Annotated in this window: 12 protein-coding genes; 4 read left to right on the forward strand and 8 right to left on the reverse strand. The window is 53.1% G+C overall.

Going from position 1 to position 17,150, the window contains the following annotated elements; genetic code table 11:
* Positions 1 to 36 precede the first annotated feature (36 nt).
* Positions 37 to 669, forward strand: coding sequence for a PhoP regulatory network protein YrbL (gene yrbL, locus D9738_RS10845; protein WP_130260173.1), 633 nt, complete (start codon positions 37 to 39; stop codon positions 667 to 669).
* Here the strand turns inward: yrbL and mtgA are convergent.
* From mtgA to D9738_RS10865, 4 genes are all read right to left on the reverse strand, one after another.
* Complete coding sequence (gene mtgA, locus D9738_RS10850; RefSeq protein WP_130260174.1) at positions 666 to 1,394, reverse strand: monofunctional biosynthetic peptidoglycan transglycosylase; 729 nt, start codon at positions 1,392 to 1,394, stop codon at positions 666 to 668. The two genes, yrbL and mtgA, sit on opposite strands and share 4 nt — an antisense overlap.
* Positions 1,391 to 2,044 (reverse strand): isoprenoid biosynthesis glyoxalase ElbB, encoded by a 654-nt coding sequence (gene elbB, locus D9738_RS10855; RefSeq protein WP_130204562.1) that lies wholly within the window; start codon positions 2,042 to 2,044, stop codon positions 1,391 to 1,393. The genes mtgA and elbB overlap by 4 nt, the downstream gene beginning before the upstream one ends.
* 229 nt (positions 2,045 to 2,273) lie before the next feature.
* On the reverse strand, positions 2,274 to 4,610 hold the full coding sequence (gene arcB, locus D9738_RS10860; protein ID WP_130219189.1) for an aerobic respiration two-component sensor histidine kinase ArcB: 2,337 nt from the start codon (positions 4,608 to 4,610) through the stop codon (positions 2,274 to 2,276).
* 95 nt (positions 4,611 to 4,705) lie between these two features.
* On the reverse strand, positions 4,706 to 5,635 hold the full coding sequence (locus D9738_RS10865; protein ID WP_130260175.1) for a TIGR01212 family radical SAM protein: 930 nt from the start codon (positions 5,633 to 5,635) through the stop codon (positions 4,706 to 4,708).
* A 674-nt stretch (positions 5,636 to 6,309) separates the two neighbouring features.
* On the opposite strand from D9738_RS10865, the gene gltB reads away from it, so the two are divergent.
* The 3 genes from gltB (at position 6,310) to D9738_RS10880 (ending at position 13,434) form a co-directional block, all read left to right on the forward strand.
* On the forward strand, positions 6,310 to 10,770 hold the full coding sequence (gene gltB, locus D9738_RS10870) for a glutamate synthase large subunit (RefSeq protein WP_130260176.1): 4,461 nt from the start codon (positions 6,310 to 6,312) through the stop codon (positions 10,768 to 10,770).
* 12 nt (positions 10,771 to 10,782) lie between these two features.
* Positions 10,783 to 12,201, forward strand: a complete 1,419-nt coding sequence (gene gltD, locus D9738_RS10875) for a glutamate synthase subunit GltD (RefSeq protein ID WP_130260177.1) — start codon at positions 10,783 to 10,785, stop codon at positions 12,199 to 12,201.
* 183 nt (positions 12,202 to 12,384) lie between these two features.
* On the forward strand, positions 12,385 to 13,434 hold the full coding sequence (locus D9738_RS10880; protein ID WP_130260178.1) for a PDDEXK nuclease domain-containing protein: 1,050 nt from the start codon (positions 12,385 to 12,387) through the stop codon (positions 13,432 to 13,434).
* 59 nt (positions 13,435 to 13,493) lie between these two features.
* On the opposite strand, the gene nanQ is transcribed toward D9738_RS10880, so the two are convergent.
* From nanQ to nanT, 4 genes are read right to left on the reverse strand one after another with little or no spacing between them, the layout of a single operon-like run.
* Positions 13,494 to 13,958 carry an N-acetylneuraminate anomerase gene (gene nanQ / locus D9738_RS10885; protein ID WP_130260179.1) on the reverse strand — a complete coding sequence of 155 codons (465 nt, stop codon included), beginning with the start codon at positions 13,956 to 13,958 and terminating at the stop codon, positions 13,494 to 13,496.
* Complete coding sequence (nanK, locus tag D9738_RS10890; protein ID WP_130260180.1) at positions 13,955 to 14,830, reverse strand: N-acetylmannosamine kinase; 876 nt, start codon at positions 14,828 to 14,830, stop codon at positions 13,955 to 13,957. The genes nanQ and nanK overlap by 4 nt, the downstream gene beginning before the upstream one ends.
* The gene (locus D9738_RS10895) at positions 14,827 to 15,516 is read right to left on the reverse strand and encodes an N-acetylmannosamine-6-phosphate 2-epimerase (protein WP_000054238.1); all 690 of its coding nucleotides are present in this window, start codon (positions 15,514 to 15,516) and stop codon (positions 14,827 to 14,829) included. Before D9738_RS10895 ends, nanK begins: the two co-directional genes overlap by 4 nt.
* A 46-nt stretch (positions 15,517 to 15,562) precedes the next feature.
* Entirely contained in the window at positions 15,563 to 17,053 is a 1,491-nt protein-coding gene (gene nanT / locus D9738_RS10900) for a sialic acid transporter NanT (RefSeq protein WP_130204544.1), read from the reverse strand.
* Positions 17,054 to 17,150: the final 97 nt, after the last annotated feature.

Genomic DNA, 17,150 nt, shown 5'->3' on the forward strand with positions numbered 1-17,150 from the left:
ACTGGAGACGGTCAGAAAATACCTCCAGGAGATGGCATGATTCGCTTATCTGAACAAAGTCCCCTGGGCACCGGAAGACATCGAAAATGTTATGCGCATCCGGAAGATGCCCAACGCTGTATTAAAATTGTCTACCACCGTGGCGACGGTGGTGATAAAGAGATCCGCCGTGAGTTAAAGTACTATGCGCATCTTGGTCGTCGTTTGAAAGACTGGAGCGGTATTCCGCGCTATCACGGTACGGTTGAGACTGATTGCGGAACCGGTTATGTCTACGATGTGATTGCCGATTTTGATGGCAAACCGTCTATTACACTGAGCGAATTTGCTAAACAATGCCATTACGAAGAAGATATCGCGCAACTGCGTCAGTTATTGAAACAGTTACAGCGTTATTTGCAGAATAACCACATCGTGACGATGTCACTGAAGCCGCAGAATGTCCTCTGCCACCGCATCAGTGAGTCAGAAATTATCCCTGTCGTCTGTGACAACATTGGTGAAAGCACGTTGATTCCATTGGCGACCTGGTCGAAGTGGTGTTGTCTGCGTAAACAACAGCGACTGTGGCGACGTTTTATCGCTCAACCAGCGTTATCTGTTGCTCTGCAAAAAGAGACGCAACCGCGTGAAAACAAAAAGCTCGCCCTCTCCTCGCGCGAAGCTTAATACAGCTGGTGTTGTTGCATAAACGACTCACCGCCTAACTGATGCATTTGCTGCAAAATCCACGCCTGACGGCTACGCACGTAGCCCGAAGGTGCAGTAACTTTGAAACGAAGTGGATTGGGTAATACAGCCGCCAGTAACGCTGCTTCCGAACGGGTAAGTTTGCTGGCGGATTTATGGAAATAACGCTGTGCCGCAGCCTCGACGCCAAACACTCCGTCGCCAAATTCGGCGACATTCAGGTAAACCGTCAGGATGCGTTTTTTGCTCCAGACCGTTTCTATCCCCAGTGTTAATCCGGCTTCCAGCCCTTTTCGTACCCAGCTTCGCCCATCCCACAAAAAGAGATTTTTGGTTGTCTGCTGCGAAATTGTTGATGCGCCGCGAATGCGGTTTTCATTGCGCTCGTTGTGCGCCAGGGCTTTCTCAATGGAAGCGACATCAAAACCCCAGTGCTCGGGAAATTTCTGATCTTCTGCGGCAATCACCGCCAGCCCCATCCACGGCGAGATTTGATCCATACTGACCCAGTCAGAATGCGCCACGTAACGAAAGTTACCGTGCAGCCAGGCACTTAGCTGACGCTCGGCCATCACCGCAGAGAACGGGACTGGCGCTATACTAAACAGCGCTATACCCCCGCCCCAGAGCACAAAGAGGACAATCGATAACCGCAGAATGAAACGGCGAACGAAACCGAACGCCGTTACGCGGCGTTTGCTCATTCCGCCAGAACCAGTACGCGGGAAACCAGCTTATCAATGCCACTTGCTGCTTCCGCAATGTTCTGTGCCAACATATACGCAGGTGTGGTAACAATCTTATTGTCTTCATCAACGACAATATCATCTACCGGACATGGCACATGCTCCGCGCCCATATCTTCCAGCACTTCTGCGGTATCGATATCAGTACCGATAGTCAAACGCAGCGGGAAATTGAAGATTTTCGGCAACATTGCCGGGGCAATGCACATAAAGCCAAGCGGTTTTCCGGCCTGATGCATTGCCAGCGCCAGCGCCTTTAACTCACGGTCCACGCTGCATTCACTGCCAAGACTGGCAAAATCACTCAAATTCTTTGCCGCGCCAAATCCACCCGGCACAATTAACGCATCCAGTTCGGCGGCATCAGCCTGTGCCAGAGGGCGGATCTCACCACGCGTAATACGCGCCGCTTCAATCAACACATTGCGCGTTTCCGCCATTGCTTCACCGGTTAAATGGTTAATGACATCAACCTGCTGCTTATCTGGAGCAAAACAAACTGCCTGCGCGCCGCTGCGAGATATCGCTAATAACGTCAATACCGCTTCATGAATTTCAGAACCGTCATAGACGCCGCATCCGCTCAGAACTACGCCAATTTTCTTCATTGTGATCATCCTTTCCCAATTGACTGAAACACATTAATTTTTTTAATAAAAACGCTACGCATCACACATTTAACTGATTCATGTAACAAATCATTTAAGATTTGCTATCTTAAATGCATGCGGCCTGAAAAACAGTGCTGTGCCTTTGTTACTTATCATAAAAAATTACGGCGCAGCCAAGATTTCCCTGGTGTTGGCGCAGTATTCGCGCACCCCGGTTTAGCCGGGGTCATTTTTTAGCGGCTTTTGCCACCCACGCTTTCAGCACTTCTACGTCGTGACGCCACTCTTCTTTCATCTCTTCAATCCATTCACCAACATTATCTTCCCATGCAGGAAGATCGGGAGACTGAATTTGCTGACCCAGCTGTTGTAAATGGCGTAACCCCACAGAACCTGCTGCGCCTTTAATTTTATGTCCTTCCTCAACGATGCCTTTTTTGTCCTGTGCCGTCAGGTTCGACTCCAGTACGCTGACATATCCCGGCATCATCTTCTCAAACACGGCCAACCCGTCGGTAATCAACTTCGGTCCTACAAGTTCGAGATACTGTTCCAGCATGGGAATATCGAGCAATGCTTCTGATTTACCACTCTCTTCTGTCGTCACCGTGCTCTCCTCATCATCCTGGGTATCCCAGAATTTCTTGATCATCGCGGTTAGCGCCGGAACAGAAAGCGGCTTACTCAGCACATCATCCATTCCAGCATTGAGGTACTCTTGTTTATCTTTCAGCACGTTGGCGGTTAAGGCCACCAGCGGTGGTAAATCTTCACGCGGATAACGCTTCGTCAGTTCGCGTGATATATCCAGCCCGGTCATATCTGGTAACTGAATATCCAGCAATACAAGGTCGTATTCGCCCGGCTTAAACATCTCCAGTGCTGCCTTACCAGACATCGCCACATCAACGCTGTTGCCCAGTTTTTCCAGCACCGAACGGGCAACGATGACGTTCAGCTCAATGTCCTCTACCAACAGCACATTCAGCGCCGGTAAAGGCATATCATCTTCGTCAAACGCATCATCCACTTCTTCCGCCACCGACGGCGCGTGGATCGTCAGGGTAAAGGTAGAGCCTTTACCTTGTTCGCTGGTGACAGTGATATCACCGCCCATATTTTTCGCCAGTCGACGAGAAACCGCCAGGCCAATACCCGTACCGGTTGCAGGTTTGCCACCGTGGCTGTCTTTCACCTGATAATACATGGCGAAAATTTTATCCAGTTCATTCTGTGGAATACCGATGCCGGAGTCTTCCACTTCAAAATGCAGCATGTCGCCTTCGTCATAACGTACGCGAACAGTCACCTGGCCCTTCTGGGTAAATTTCACAGCGTTACTGATTAAGTTCCACAGGATCTGGCGTAAGCGAGTCCCGTCGGTAATCACCTGATGCGGCAGCGGCAGTGTTGGTTCAAGAACAAAGCGCAAGCCTTTTTGTTGCGCCTGCAGTGCGGAGAGATTTTCCAGATCGGCCAGGAAGCTGGTGAAATCAACCGGCTGGTTATCGAGCTGAACTTTACGTCGCTCCATCTTATCCATATCAATAATATCGTTGAAGATATTCCCCAAAGTGATGGCGGAAACATGGATAGTTTTGAGATATTTTTCCTGCTCGGCGGTGAGCTCTGTATCCAGCAGAATTCGGCTTAAGCCGACGATACCGTTCAGCGGCGTACGCAACTCATGACTGATGGTGGAGATAAAGGTTGTTTTGTCGCGGCTGGCGCGTTCGAGCGCATCCTGATAACGCTTACGCTCGGTAATGTCGCGGCCGAACCCCATCAAGCCGTGACGTTTACCCACGCGGTCGTAGTACGGCACTTTACGGATTTCAAAGCAGGCTTTGCGTCCATCCGGGTAATCCAGCCACTGCTCATAGGTCAGTGACACATTATGACGGAACACCTTCTCGTCGGTTTCAATGACTTTCGCTGCGGCTTCCGGCGAGTAAACGTCCGCAGGTTTCAAATGCACCAACTGTTTTTCGCTTTTCCCGGTCAGCAGTTCCATCGCACGGTTACAGCCGGAAAACTCTTTATCTTCGTTACGGTAAAAAACCAGATCGGGTGAAGCATCAAGGAAGGAACGTAAGAACGAAGATTGTTGTTCGAGTTGAATTTGCGTCTCTTCGCGCTCTTTGATTTCAATTTTCAGCTGACCGAAGGTTTCCTGCAGTTCTGCTTCTGCTTTTTCACGAACGGCGATTTCCTGATTTAGCTGGGCAATATTATCTTTTAACTGAACGTTGAGGCTTAGATCGCGCTCGCGCATCTCCTCCAGCTTTTGTACCAGACGTGACAGGCGTTGCCGTGACTCCTCGAGTTGCTCAACGACTACCGAAAGAAAGTAGACCGCCCATGGCGTAATCAACAAACCAAAGAAAATAGAGCGGATAACATCAATGCTTTCGACCTGACCATGCAGCACCATGGTTACCGCCATTTGTACCACAATGGCAAGAACGACGAGGGCCAGCGCCAGCAACATTGAGAAGCGCACCAGACCTAACTTCATCATCAGGTCAACATAGTACTGCGCCAGCAGACGAATTTGCTTCATTAGGGGATTCCTTCACGACAACCTGCCCCAATAATACCCAATTCTGACAGTTACGTTATAAATTGTGTGAGAAATGCGGAATTCCCCTCAATGGCCTACGCCGTTGGAGGTAGCCACGGACGTCCCAGCGCCGATCCCTGTACGCCATGTTCAGTAAGATAGCGATCCAACTCAACCATCCCCGTCCAGCGATTTTCACACCATAGCGGTGCAAGTAGCGTCGGGCGACGGGCGCTGGCGGAAATGCGGTGGTAGATCACTTCCGGCGGAGTATGGCGAATCATTTCTCCGGCAGTGAGCGTGTAATCTTCCAGTTCGATACCGTTCAAACGCCCCGCTTCCCAGGCTTTCGCCATAATGCTGCCTTTTACAATATGCAGCGGATGCAGTTTTATGCCGTCCACGCCGGTTTCAACCACTCGCTCCAGCGTTTGCAAACATTCAGCCTGCCCTTCGCCAGGCAGGCCGACAATTAAGTGAGAACACACCTTCAGCCCGCGCTCACGCGCCAGCTGCGTCGTGCGCTGATAGCAGGCAAAATCATGACCGCGATTGATGCGATGCAGCGTTTTGTCGTGTGCGGTTTGCAGCCCCAGTTCCAGCCACACTTCATAGCCCTGGTCTTTATATTCGCAAAGCAGATCCAGCACCGCATCTGGCACGCAGTCCGGGCGCGTACCAACACACAAACCAACGATATTGGCCTGGCTTACCGCCTGTTGATACATAGAACGCAGCACCTGAACTTCCGCAAAGGTGCTGGTATACGCCTGAAAGTAAGCCAGATAGCGTTTCGCGCGGTTAACTAAATTCGCCTGGTGCGCCAGTTGCTCGGCAATGGAACGATGCTGCTGCGCTTCATCGGCAAACGAGGCAACATTACAGAATGTGCAGCCGCCACGCCCGATGGTACCGTCACGGTTAGGGCAGCTAAAACCGCCGTGCAGCGTCAGCTTATGCACCTTTTGCCCATAGCGACGGGTGAGATCACCACCAAACATATTGACTAATTTCTGTAACTGCATAATCTGATAGACCGCGCCTTGAAAAGAGGCCAAAGCCTGCCATTTTTAGCTCAATTCGGCGATGACCTGGATCAATCGTCCCGGCCTGCTTTTATCAACTGCATAATCAATCAAAATTACCGAAATTTCATGCATAATCACATAAATCACTTTTGCTTATCTTGTGTCAGATTTTTTTATCTCCTTATGGATTTTAGGCAAAAACAGTAGCATGAAACGTCATTACCAATTAAGGCAGTATAAAATGCTGGTTTTCTCGTCACTTCAAGGCAGGATAAGGGTTAACACGCCTTAATGACAGTCAGGAATTGGCTGTTTCTCTAACGACGTCCCTTTTAGCCTTAAATAGAAAATCTATTTTAATTTCAGCTAATTAATAAAGAATTTTGCGCTAAAGCACATTTTTGTACCAATAAGCTTGCCATTTGACCTGTATCAGCTTTCCCGATAAGTTGGAAATCCGCTGGAAGCTTTCTGGATGAGCAGCCTGCTCATCATATTTATGCAGTAATTGAGATCCCCTCTTCACCGTATTAACCGATGCGAAAAGGACAACAAGGGGGCGAATGCGAGGCGCGCGTATGACACGCAAACCCCGTCGCCACGCTCTTTCTGTGCCCGTGCGTAGCGGTTCGGAAGTGGGGTTCCCGCAGAGCCTGGGGAGGTTCACTGATATGTTGTACGATAAATCCCTTGAGAAGGATAACTGTGGTTTCGGCCTGATCGCCCACATAGAAGGCGAACCTAGCCACAAGGTAGTGCGTACTGCAATACACGCACTGGCCCGAATGCAGCACCGTGGTGCGATTCTCGCCGATGGTAAAACCGGTGACGGTTGCGGCCTGCTATTACAAAAACCGGATCGCTTTTTTCGCATCGTTGCGCAGGAGCGCGGCTGGCGTTTAGCAAAAAACTACGCCGTCGGGATGCTCTTCCTGAATAAAGATCCTGAACTCGCCGCTGCCGCACGCCGCATCGTTGAAGAAGAGCTGCAACGCGAAACCTTGTCGATTGTGGGCTGGCGTGATGTCCCCACTAACGAAGGCGTGCTGGGTGAAATCGCCCTCTCTTCTCTGCCGCGCATTGAGCAAATTTTCGTTAACGCTCCGGCTGGCTGGCGTCCGCGTGATATGGAGCGCCGTCTGTTTATCGCCCGCCGCCGCATTGAAAAGCGTCTCGAAGCCGACAAAGACTTCTACGTCTGTAGCCTGTCGAATCTGGTGAACATCTATAAAGGTCTGTGTATGCCGGCAGATCTGCCGCGCTTTTATCTGGATCTTGCGGACCTGCGTCTGGAATCTGCCATTTGCCTGTTCCACCAGCGCTTCTCCACTAACACCGTACCGCGCTGGCCGCTGGCGCAGCCGTTCCGCTATCTGGCGCATAACGGCGAGATCAACACCATTACCGGTAACCGCCAATGGGCGCGCGCCCGTACCTATAAATTCCAGACGCCACTGATCCCTGACCTGCACGACGCCGCGCCGTTCGTCAACGAAACCGGTTCCGACTCCAGCTCAATGGATAACATGCTGGAACTGTTGCTGGCTGGCGGGATGGATATCATCCGCGCTATGCGTCTGTTAGTACCACCCGCCTGGCAGAACAACCCGGATATGGACCCGGAACTGCGTGCCTTCTTTGACTTTAACTCCATGCATATGGAGCCGTGGGATGGCCCGGCGGGCATCGTGATGTCTGACGGTCGTTTTGCCGCCTGTAACCTTGACCGTAACGGTCTGCGTCCGGCGCGCTATGTCATCACCAAAGATAAGCTCATCACCTGCGCCTCTGAAGTCGGTATCTGGGATTATCAGCCTGACGAAGTGGTCGAAAAAGGCCGCGTCGGGCCAGGCGAACTGATGGTAATCGACACTCGCAGTGGGCGCATTCTGCACTCGGCAGAAACCGATGACGATCTGAAAAGCCGCCATCCATATAAAGAGTGGATGGAGAAAAACGTCCGCCGTCTGGTACCGTTTGAAGATCTGCCCGATGAAGAAGTGGGTAGCCGCGAACTGGACGACGACACGCTTGCCAGCTACCAGAAACAGTTTAACTACAGCGCGGAAGAGCTGGACTCTGTAATCCGTGTGCTGGGCGAAAACGGCCAGGAGGCGGTCGGTTCGATGGGCGACGACACTCCATTCGCCGTGCTCTCCAGTCAACCGCGCATTATTTACGACTATTTCCGTCAGCAGTTTGCGCAGGTAACCAACCCGCCAATCGACCCGCTGCGTGAAGCGCATGTTATGTCGCTCGCCACCAGCATCGGTCGTGAAATGAACGTCTTCTGCGAAGCAGAAGGCCAGGCGCACCGTTTAAGCTTTAAATCGCCGATTCTGCTCTACTCCGATTTCAAACAGCTCACGACGATGAAAGAGGAGCACTACCGCGCAGATACGCTGGATATCACCTTTGACGTTACTAAAACCACGCTCGAAGCGACGGTCAAAGAGCTGTGCGACAAAGCCGAAAAAATGGTACGTAGCGGCACCGTATTGCTGGTGCTTTCCGACCGGAATATCGGCAAAGATCGCCTGCCAGTTCCGGCCCCGATGGCGGTTGGCGCAATCCAGACCCGTCTGGTCGATCAAAGTCTGCGTTGCGATGCCAACATCATTGTCGAAACCGCCAGCGCCCGCGATCCGCACCATTTCGCCGTGTTGCTGGGCTTCGGCGCGACGGCTATTTATCCATACCTTGCCTATGAAACGCTGGACCGCCTGGTAGACACTCAGGCGATTGCCAAAAATTATCGTACCGTGATGCTGAACTACCGCAACGGCATCAACAAAGGCTTGTACAAAATCATGTCCAAAATGGGCATCTCCACCATCGCCTCTTACCGCTGCTCGAAACTGTTTGAAGCGGTCGGTCTGCACGATGATGTAGTGGGCCTGTGCTTCCAGGGGGCGGTCAGCCGCATTGGCGGGGCGAGCTTTGAAGACTTCCAGCAGGATCTGCTGAATCTGTCGAAACGTGCCTGGCTGGCGCGTAAGCCCATCAGCCAGGGCGGCCTGCTGAAATATGTGCACGGTGGCGAATACCACGCCTACAACCCGGACGTGGTGCGCACGCTGCAACAGGCGGTCCAGAGTGGCGAGTACAGCGACTATCAGGAATACGCGAAGCTGGTTAATGAACGTCCGGCAACAACACTGCGCGATCTGCTGGCAATTACGCCGGGTGATGAAGCGATCAACATTGCTGATGTTGAACCGGCAAGCGAACTGTTTAAACGCTTCGATACCGCTGCAATGTCTATTGGCGCATTAAGCCCGGAAGCGCACGAAGCGCTGGCAGAGGCGATGAACAGCATCGGTGGTAACTCGAACTCCGGTGAAGGTGGTGAAGACCCTGCCCGCTATGGCACCAACAAAGTGTCGCGCATCAAGCAGGTGGCTTCCGGTCGCTTCGGTGTTACTCCGGCGTACCTGGTCAATGCCGACGTCATTCAGATTAAAGTCGCCCAGGGCGCGAAGCCGGGTGAAGGCGGTCAGTTGCCGGGCGATAAAGTCACGCCTTACATCGCCAAACTGCGCTATTCGGTGCCGGGCGTGACACTGATCTCCCCGCCGCCGCACCACGATATCTACTCTATCGAGGACCTGGCGCAGCTGATTTTCGACCTCAAGCAGGTCAACCCGAAAGCGATGATCTCCGTAAAACTGGTGTCCGAACCGGGCGTCGGTACCATCGCGACTGGCGTGGCGAAAGCTTATGCCGATTTAATCACCATCGCAGGCTATGACGGCGGTACGGGGGCAAGCCCGCTGTCGTCGGTGAAATATGCAGGCTGCCCGTGGGAACTCGGTCTGGTGGAAACCCAGCAGGCGCTGGTTGCTAACGGTCTACGTCATAAAATTCGGTTGCAGGTTGATGGCGGCCTGAAAACGGGCGTTGATATCATCAAAGCGGCGATTCTCGGCGCAGAAAGCTTTGGCTTCGGCACTGGTCCGATGGTGGCGCTCGGCTGTAAATATCTGCGAATCTGCCACCTGAACAACTGCGCAACGGGTGTGGCAACTCAGGACGACAAACTGCGTAAGAATCACTATCACGGCCTGCCGTTCAAGGTGACGAATTACTTTGAGTTTATCGCCCGTGAAACCCGCGAGCTGATGGCACAGTTGGGCGTAACGCGTCTGGTGGATCTGATTGGTCGCACCGACCTGCTGAAAGAGCTGGACGGTTTCACCGCCAAACAGCAGAAACTGGCGCTGTCGAAGCTGCTGGAGACCGCCGAACCGCATCCAGGTAAGGCACTCTACTGCACCGAAAACAACCCGCCGTTTGATAACGGCCTGCTGAATGCGCAGTTGCTGCAACAGGCGAAACCGTTTGTCGATGAACGCCAGAGCAAAACCTTCTGGTTCGATATTCGCAACACCGACCGTTCTGTCGGCGCGTCGCTTTCAGGCTATATCGCCCAAACGCACGGCGATCAGGGGCTGGCAGCCGATCCTATCAAAGCGTACTTCAACGGCACCGCAGGCCAGAGCTTCGGTGTGTGGAACGCGGGCGGCGTGGAACTGTACCTGACCGGTGATGCCAACGACTATGTTGGTAAAGGCATGGCGGGCGGCTTAATCGCCATTCGTCCTCCGGTTGGCTCAGCCTTCCGCAGCCATGAAGCAAGCATTATCGGCAACACCTGCCTGTACGGCGCCACTGGTGGTCGTCTGTATGCCGCAGGCCGCGCGGGTGAACGTTTCGGCGTGCGTAACTCCGGTGCTATCACCGTGGTTGAAGGCATTGGCGACAACGGCTGTGAATATATGACGGGTGGTATTGTCTGTATTCTGGGTAAAACCGGCGTTAACTTCGGCGCAGGCATGACCGGCGGCTTCGCTTACGTTCTCGATGAAAGCGGCGATTTCCGCAAACGCGTTAACCCGGAACTGGTGGAAGTATTAAGCGTTGACGATTTAGCTATCCATGAAGAGCATCTGCGTGGTCTTATCACCGAGCATGTGCAGCATACCGGTTCTCAGCGTGGTGAAGAGATTCTGGCAAACTGGTCAACCTTCGCCACTAAATTCGCGCTGGTTAAACCGAAGTCCAGTGATGTAAAAGCACTGCTGGGTCACCGTAGTCGTAGCGCAGCAGAGTTGCGCGTGCAGGCGCAGTAAGGGGTAGCAACAATGAGTCAGAATGTTTATCAATTTATCGACCTGCAGCGTGTTGATCCGCCAAAGAAACCGCTGAAGATCCGCAAAATTGAGTTTGTTGAAATTTACGAGCCGTTTTCCGAAGGCCAGGCCAAAGCGCAGGCTGATCGCTGCCTGTCGTGCGGCAACCCATACTGCGAGTGGAAATGCCCGGTACACAACTACATCCCAAACTGGCTGAAGCTCGCCAATGAGGGGCGTATTTTTGAAGCGGCGGAACTGTCGCACCAGACAAACACCCTGCCGGAAGTTTGCGGACGTGTCTGCCCGCAAGACCGTCTGTGCGAAGGTTCCTGCACACTGAACGATGAGTTCGGTGCGGTGACCATCGGCAACATTGAGCGTTATATCAATGATAAAGCGTTCGAGATGGGCTGGCGTCCGGATATGTCCGGCGTGAAACAGACCGGTAAAAAAGTGGCGATTATCGGCGCAGGTCCGGCGGGTCTGGCGTGTGCGGATGTCCTGACGCGCAACGGCGTAAAAGCGGTCGTCTTCGACCGTCACCCGGAAATCGGCGGCCTGCTGACCTTCGGTATTCCGGCCTTCAAGCTGGAAAAAGAGGTAATGACGCGCCGCCGTGAAATCTTCACTGGCATGGGCATTGAGTTCAAACTCAATACCGAAGTGGGTCGTGACGTACAGCTGGACGATCTACTGAATGATTACGATGCTGTATTCCTTGGCGTCGGGACTTATCAGTCAATGCGCGGCGGGCTGGAAAACGAAGACGCCGATGGCGTGTACGCAGCGCTGCCGTTCCTCATCGCCAACACCAAACAGTTAATGGGCTTTGGTGAAACCAACGACGAACCGTTTGTCAGCATGGAAGGTAAACGCGTGGTGGTCCTTGGCGGTGGCGACACTGCGATGGACTGCGTGCGCACGTCTGTACGCCAGGGGGCAAAGCACGTTACCTGTGCCTATCGTCGTGATGAAGAGAACATGCCGGGTTCCCGCCGCGAAGTGAAAAACGCGCGGGAAGAAGGCGTAGAGTTCAAATTCAACGTCCAGCCGCTGGGTATAGAAGTGAATGGCAACGGCAAAGTCAGCGGCGTAAAAATGGTGCGCACAGAAATGGGCGAACCGGATGCCAAAGGCCGTCGCCGCGCGGAGATCGTGGCAGGGTCAGAACATATCGTTCCGGCAGATGCGGTGATCATGGCGTTTGGTTTCCGCCCACACAGCATGGAATGGCTGGCGAAACACAGCGTCGAGCTGGATTCCCAAGGCCGCATCATCGCCCCGGAAGGCAACGACAACGCTTTCCAGACCAGCAACCCGAAAATCTTTGCTGGCGGTGATATCGTCCGTGGTTCCGATCTGGTGGTGACCGCTATTGCCGAAGGTCGTAAGGCGGCAGATGGGATCATGAACTGGCTGGAAGTTTAAACTCTGTCCCAGCGCCGCCTCCTCAGAAAAGAGTCGGCGCTGAAATTCTCCTTTCTTTCTGGAAAACGCCTCGCATAATCTGAAGAAAACCAATGTAATACGCTCATCTGGATTGTTACCGGCAGATGCCCGGCGTATAGCTGATTCCATTATTCAACACAGCTCCATATAAAGGGAAAGATAATGGAATCGCTCTCATTTCAAACCACCGCAGGCTACCAGCAAATCCACGACGGCATTATTCACCTGGTCGATAGTGCCCGGACGGAAACGGTACGTAGTGTTAACGCGTTAATGACCGCGACGTATTGGGAAATTGGCCGACGAATTGTCGAATTTGAACAAGGTGGTGAGGCTCGGGCCGCGTATGGTACGCAGCTAATCAAGCGGCTATCAAAGGATTTAAGTCTAAGGTATAAGCGTGGGTTCTCTGCAAAAAACTTACGCCAAATGAGGCTTTTTTACCTTTTTTATCAACATATTGAAATTCGGCAGACACTGTCTGCCAAATCTTTGCCTCTGCCCTGGTCCACTTATGTCCGCTTGCTTTCCGTTAAAAACGCTGACGCCCGCAGCTTTTATGAAAAAGAGACGCTCCGCTGTGGCTGGTCTGTTCGCCAGCTAGAGCGGCAAATTGCGACCCAGTTTTATGAGCGGACATTACTGTCATATGACAAATCAGCCATGCTGCAACAACACGCTCCTGCCGAGACGCATATTCTTCCGCAGCAGGCGATACGCGATCCCTTTGTGCTCGAATTTCTGGAATTAAAAGATGAATACTCAGAATCTGATTTTGAGGAGGCGCTGATCAACCACCTGATGGATTTCATGCTGGAACTTGGGGATGATTTTGCCTTTGTCGGTCGACAACGAAGGTTACGCATTGATGACAACTGGTTTCGGGTCGATCTGTTGTTTTTCCACCGCCGTTTACGCTGCCTGCTAATCGTCGATCTAAAAGTGGGCAAATTTAGCTATAGCGATGCCGGACAAATGAATATGTATCCCAACTATGCCAAAGAGCACTGGACGCTACCGGATGAAAATCCGCCCATCGGTCTGGTTCTCTGTGCAGAGAAAGGAGCCGGAGAAGCACATTATGCCCTGGCAGGTTTGCCTAACACCGTTCTGGCAAGTGAATATAAGATGCAGCTACCTGATGAGAAACAACTCGCGGATGAACTCGTTCGAACACAGGCGGTGCTAGAGGAAGGCTATAGACGCCGTTAATTTCAGCGGTTTCAAATTCTGCAGACGGTGTCTGCAGAATCTTTAAAACGAACTAAGTTTTAAGCCATTAAATCAGCCTTAACCTTCACCACAACCTTTTTAATCTCACCAGGTTCGCCAACAACGCATCCCGGTTTATGCGGTTCTCCTGGCATAAACACTGCGAACATTCCCGGTTTCAGGATGATGGCTTGCTCGTTATCAATGGTGCTGCAAAGCTGATAATCATCCTCATGATGGAACTCTTCACACTGGCGCGCAGTGCCTGCCATGCCAAACAGAATCCGTTCCTCACCGTTTAATAACAGCTGGATATCAATGTACTGTTGGTGCAATTCCGCTTTTTTCTCAACGGGCGATTGAGTGTTAAACGTCATGACATTCATAAAGATATTATCGCCCTGTAATTCGTAACGACCCGGTGTTTTTTCTTGCGGTCTGGCAGCTAATGCCAGCGTTAATGCGTCCTGTAACGCAGGATGTAACCCAGCAGACGGTAATGACTGTACTTCACCCATCATCATAATATTTCTCCCTGGGCCAACAGCGCGGCCCCAAGTAAACCTGCATCATGGCGGTAGTGCGCCGCCAGTAAATCAACATGAAATGCCGCTGGCTCCTGCGCCAGATACGTTTCCACCAGCGCCAGATACCCTTCTGCCAGACCAACGCTGCCACCGACCACTACGCACTGGCAATCAGTTGTGGCTTTAATATCAGCGATCAGCCTTGCAAGCGTACGTGCGGAGCGGTGAATCAGTTGCTGCGCCTGTTCGTCGCCCTGCCCGGCGCGCGTGAAAATGGTTTTCGCATCCGCGCCCATGAGTTCACCCTGCGCTGCCGCTGCAATGCCGCGACCAGAAGCAATCGCTTCCACGCAACCTGTGCGTCCACAGCCGCAGACCGGGCCGTGTGGATCGGCAAGCGTATGCCCGATATGCCCCGCCAGACCACCAGGGCCGGTCAGCAACTTGCCGCCGCTCACTACACCGCCGCCGACGCCAGTGGAAACGGTGATAAACACCATCTCGGTTACATCGCCTTCCAGCGCCTGATACTCCGCCCATGCTGCGGCCTGCGCATCATTAATGGCAATGGTCGGCAAATCAGTAAGTTGCTCCAGCGTTTTGACTAACGGAAAGTGTAGCAATCCACCGAGATTATGCGGATTCAGCGCCAATAAGCTGCCGTCGCGAATAATTCCGGTTGAAGCGATAGCAACCCGCTGCGCATGAGCGTGTAACGGGGAGACTAATGCGGATAAGGCATCACGCAGCGCCTGCGGCGTCTGGCTGGCAGGCGTAGGAAGTTCTCGGCGATCGCGGATCTGCCCGTCAGCGCCAATCAGCGCGGCGGCAAGTTTAGTACCGCCGATATCAATCGCCAGTGTGGTCATAGCACCGCCTTTTTCATCGCTGTGTTGTACCACTGGCAAATGTGCTCAAGACGCGTAATGGCAGAACCGACCGTCACGGCCCACGCGCCGTGGCGCATCGCATCCGCCGCCTGAGCAGGCGAGTTATAACGCCCTTCGGCAATCACCCGACATCCGGCGTCGCTCAATGTTTTCACCAGCGCCAGATCCGGCTCTTCTGGCGTTTCTGGCGTGGTGTAACCCGAAAGCGTGGTACCAATAATTTCGGCGCCCAGCTTTTGGCATGCCAGGCCGTCTTCCGGCGTTGAGCAGTCGGTCATCGCCAGTAAACCGTGATGGTGAATACGTGCCAGCAGCGTTTCAACAGGCACCGGACGCGGTCGGTCGGTGCCATCAATAGCGATGATATCCGCACCCGCCTGCGCCAACGCATCAACATCTTCAATATAAGCTGTGATACGTACCGGAGAATCCTCCAGATCGCGTTTCACAATCCCGATAATCGGCACGCTCACCACCGCACGTGTGGCTTGCAGATTTGCCACACCTTCAATGCGAATGGCAACCGCACCAGCCTGCTCTGCCGCTAATGCCATGGCAGCGACGATTTCAGGTTTATCGAGCGGACTGTCCGGAACCGGCTGGCAGGAGACAATCAGGCCACCGTTGGCGGCGATTTTTTGATCCAGTTGTGCAAGTAACGACATACTTCTTCCCTTAGCAAAAGGCCCGGCACATGGCCGGGCAACAGGATTAACTTTTGGTTTTGACTAAATCGTTTTTGGCACCGCCAAACGGCACGGCACCGCTGAATGGTTTGCCGTCGATAGCGTCATGAGTACGCAACGCTTCCGGGCGCAACCAACGCTGAACGCGAGAAGGCATATCCAGCCCAATCAGCAGGATCACCACGAACGTCAGACTGAACGAAAGCGATCCCAGTGCCGTCCCCAGATCCAGACGTTGAGCAATCAGCGCACCAATGATCGGCGCCAGTGCGCCTCCAAGTGCGCCAACGTTATAGGTAAAGCCCAGGCCCGCTGCACGCTGGTCGGTATCGAAATAACCGCCAATCAGTTTCGGTAAGATCCCGGAGATCCCCTGGCCGAGCATTTGCTGGAAGAACAGTAACAGACCAAGTACCCAGACGTTTGCGCCGCCAATCGCAAATACCGGAATAATCAGCAATTGCGAAGCTAACAGGCTACAAACATAGGCTTTGCGCGTTCCCAGCCAGTCACCGAGGAAGCCGCCGACACAGCAACCCACCGCCGCCCCAAAGCCGCTAAAGAACAGCACATTGGCGACAGTATGCGGGTCATAAGCAAGATCGGTTTTCAGATATGTTGGCAGCAGTGCCTGAATCGGCCACGAGTAGAGGAAAGCAAATAACACAACCACCATCAGCATTACGCCTGTTGGCCAGCGTTTGCCCGTACTCTGTACCATAAAGCTGATAAAGATTGCGGCGCATAACAGCCCGAGAACAGCGACGATTGCGGCATTTTGCAGGTTACCGGCGAAGCAGAACCACAGCGCAGTAGCCGCCGCCAGCGTCATCACGATATTGGCGATGCGATGTTCACCACGGTAGAGAATATCCACCATCGTGCGCACCGGTGCTTTGCCCCCGTGTTTCTCTTTCCAGTCTTCCGCTTCCGGGATGTTTTTCCGCAACCAGAGAGCAAAGATGATCGGTAAGATGCCGATAAAGAACAGTGCACGCCAGCCCCAGACCGGGACTACCAGACTATAGACCTGGGCGGCAACGACAGCCCCCACAGAGAAGCCGGAAATCAGAAAACCACTGGCTTTATTGCGCAGGTGTTTTGGCCAGCTTTCAATCACATAGGTGGCGCTGGAACCGTACTCACCCGCCATCCCCATGCCTATCACCAGACGAGCGATAAACATAGTGATGTAGCCAGGCGCGAAGCCGCAGGCCAGCGTCCCGACCGAGAAGAGAACGATACTGGTGACCATTGCCAGACGACGCCCGTAGCGGTCGCCCATAGCGCCAAGCATCAGGCCACCGAACCAACGAGAGATGAAGGCTGCGGAAATCAGACTTGCCGCCTGTACCGTCGTCAGCCCGAATTCACCTTGTACTTCAGTGAGTACCAGGGCGATTAAAACGAAATCAAAACCATCAAGCAGATATCCCAACCAGGCAGCGGAAAATGCCCGCCATTGCGCACGATTGAGATGGCGATACCACGGGATATTCTGGGTTGTAGTACTCATTGTGAGTCTCCCGCGGTGGGCGATGCCCACACGCTTTGGTATGAAAATTGTAGGGTACAGATGCGCTTATTTCCCCTCACCCGGTAGGGGCGAGCGA

This window comes from Escherichia sp. E10V5 (assembly GCF_004212315.1).
In the GTDB taxonomy this organism is placed as follows: Bacteria; Pseudomonadota; Gammaproteobacteria; order Enterobacterales; family Enterobacteriaceae; genus Escherichia.

Bases quoted from the DNA above. Each gene is read 5' to 3' on its own strand.
- yrbL (WP_130260173.1), top strand. From the start codon at position 37: ATGATTCGCTTATCTGAACAAAGTCCCCTGGGCACCGGAAGACATCGA.
- mtgA (WP_130260174.1), bottom strand. From the start codon at position 1,394: ATGAGCAAACGCCGCGTAACGGCGTTCGGTTTCGTTCGCCGTTTCATT.
- elbB (WP_130204562.1), bottom strand. From the start codon at position 2,044: ATGAAGAAAATTGGCGTAGTTCTGAGCGGATGCGGCGTCTATGACGGT.
- arcB (WP_130219189.1), bottom strand. From the start codon at position 4,610: ATGAAGCAAATTCGTCTGCTGGCGCAGTACTATGTTGACCTGATGATG.
- D9738_RS10865 (WP_130260175.1), bottom strand. From the start codon at position 5,635: ATGCAGTTACAGAAATTAGTCAATATGTTTGGTGGTGATCTCACCCGT.
- gltB (WP_130260176.1), top strand. From the start codon at position 6,310: ATGTTGTACGATAAATCCCTTGAGAAGGATAACTGTGGTTTCGGCCTG.
- gltD (WP_130260177.1), top strand. From the start codon at position 10,783: ATGAGTCAGAATGTTTATCAATTTATCGACCTGCAGCGTGTTGATCCG.
- D9738_RS10880 (WP_130260178.1), top strand. From the start codon at position 12,385: ATGGAATCGCTCTCATTTCAAACCACCGCAGGCTACCAGCAAATCCAC.
- nanQ (WP_130260179.1), bottom strand. From the start codon at position 13,958: ATGATGATGGGTGAAGTACAGTCATTACCGTCTGCTGGGTTACATCCT.
- nanK (WP_130260180.1), bottom strand. From the start codon at position 14,830: ATGACCACACTGGCGATTGATATCGGCGGTACTAAACTTGCCGCCGCG.
- D9738_RS10895 (WP_000054238.1), bottom strand. From the start codon at position 15,516: ATGTCGTTACTTGCACAACTGGATCAAAAAATCGCCGCCAACGGTGGC.
- nanT (WP_130204544.1), bottom strand. From the start codon at position 17,053: ATGAGTACTACAACCCAGAATATCCCGTGGTATCGCCATCTCAATCGT.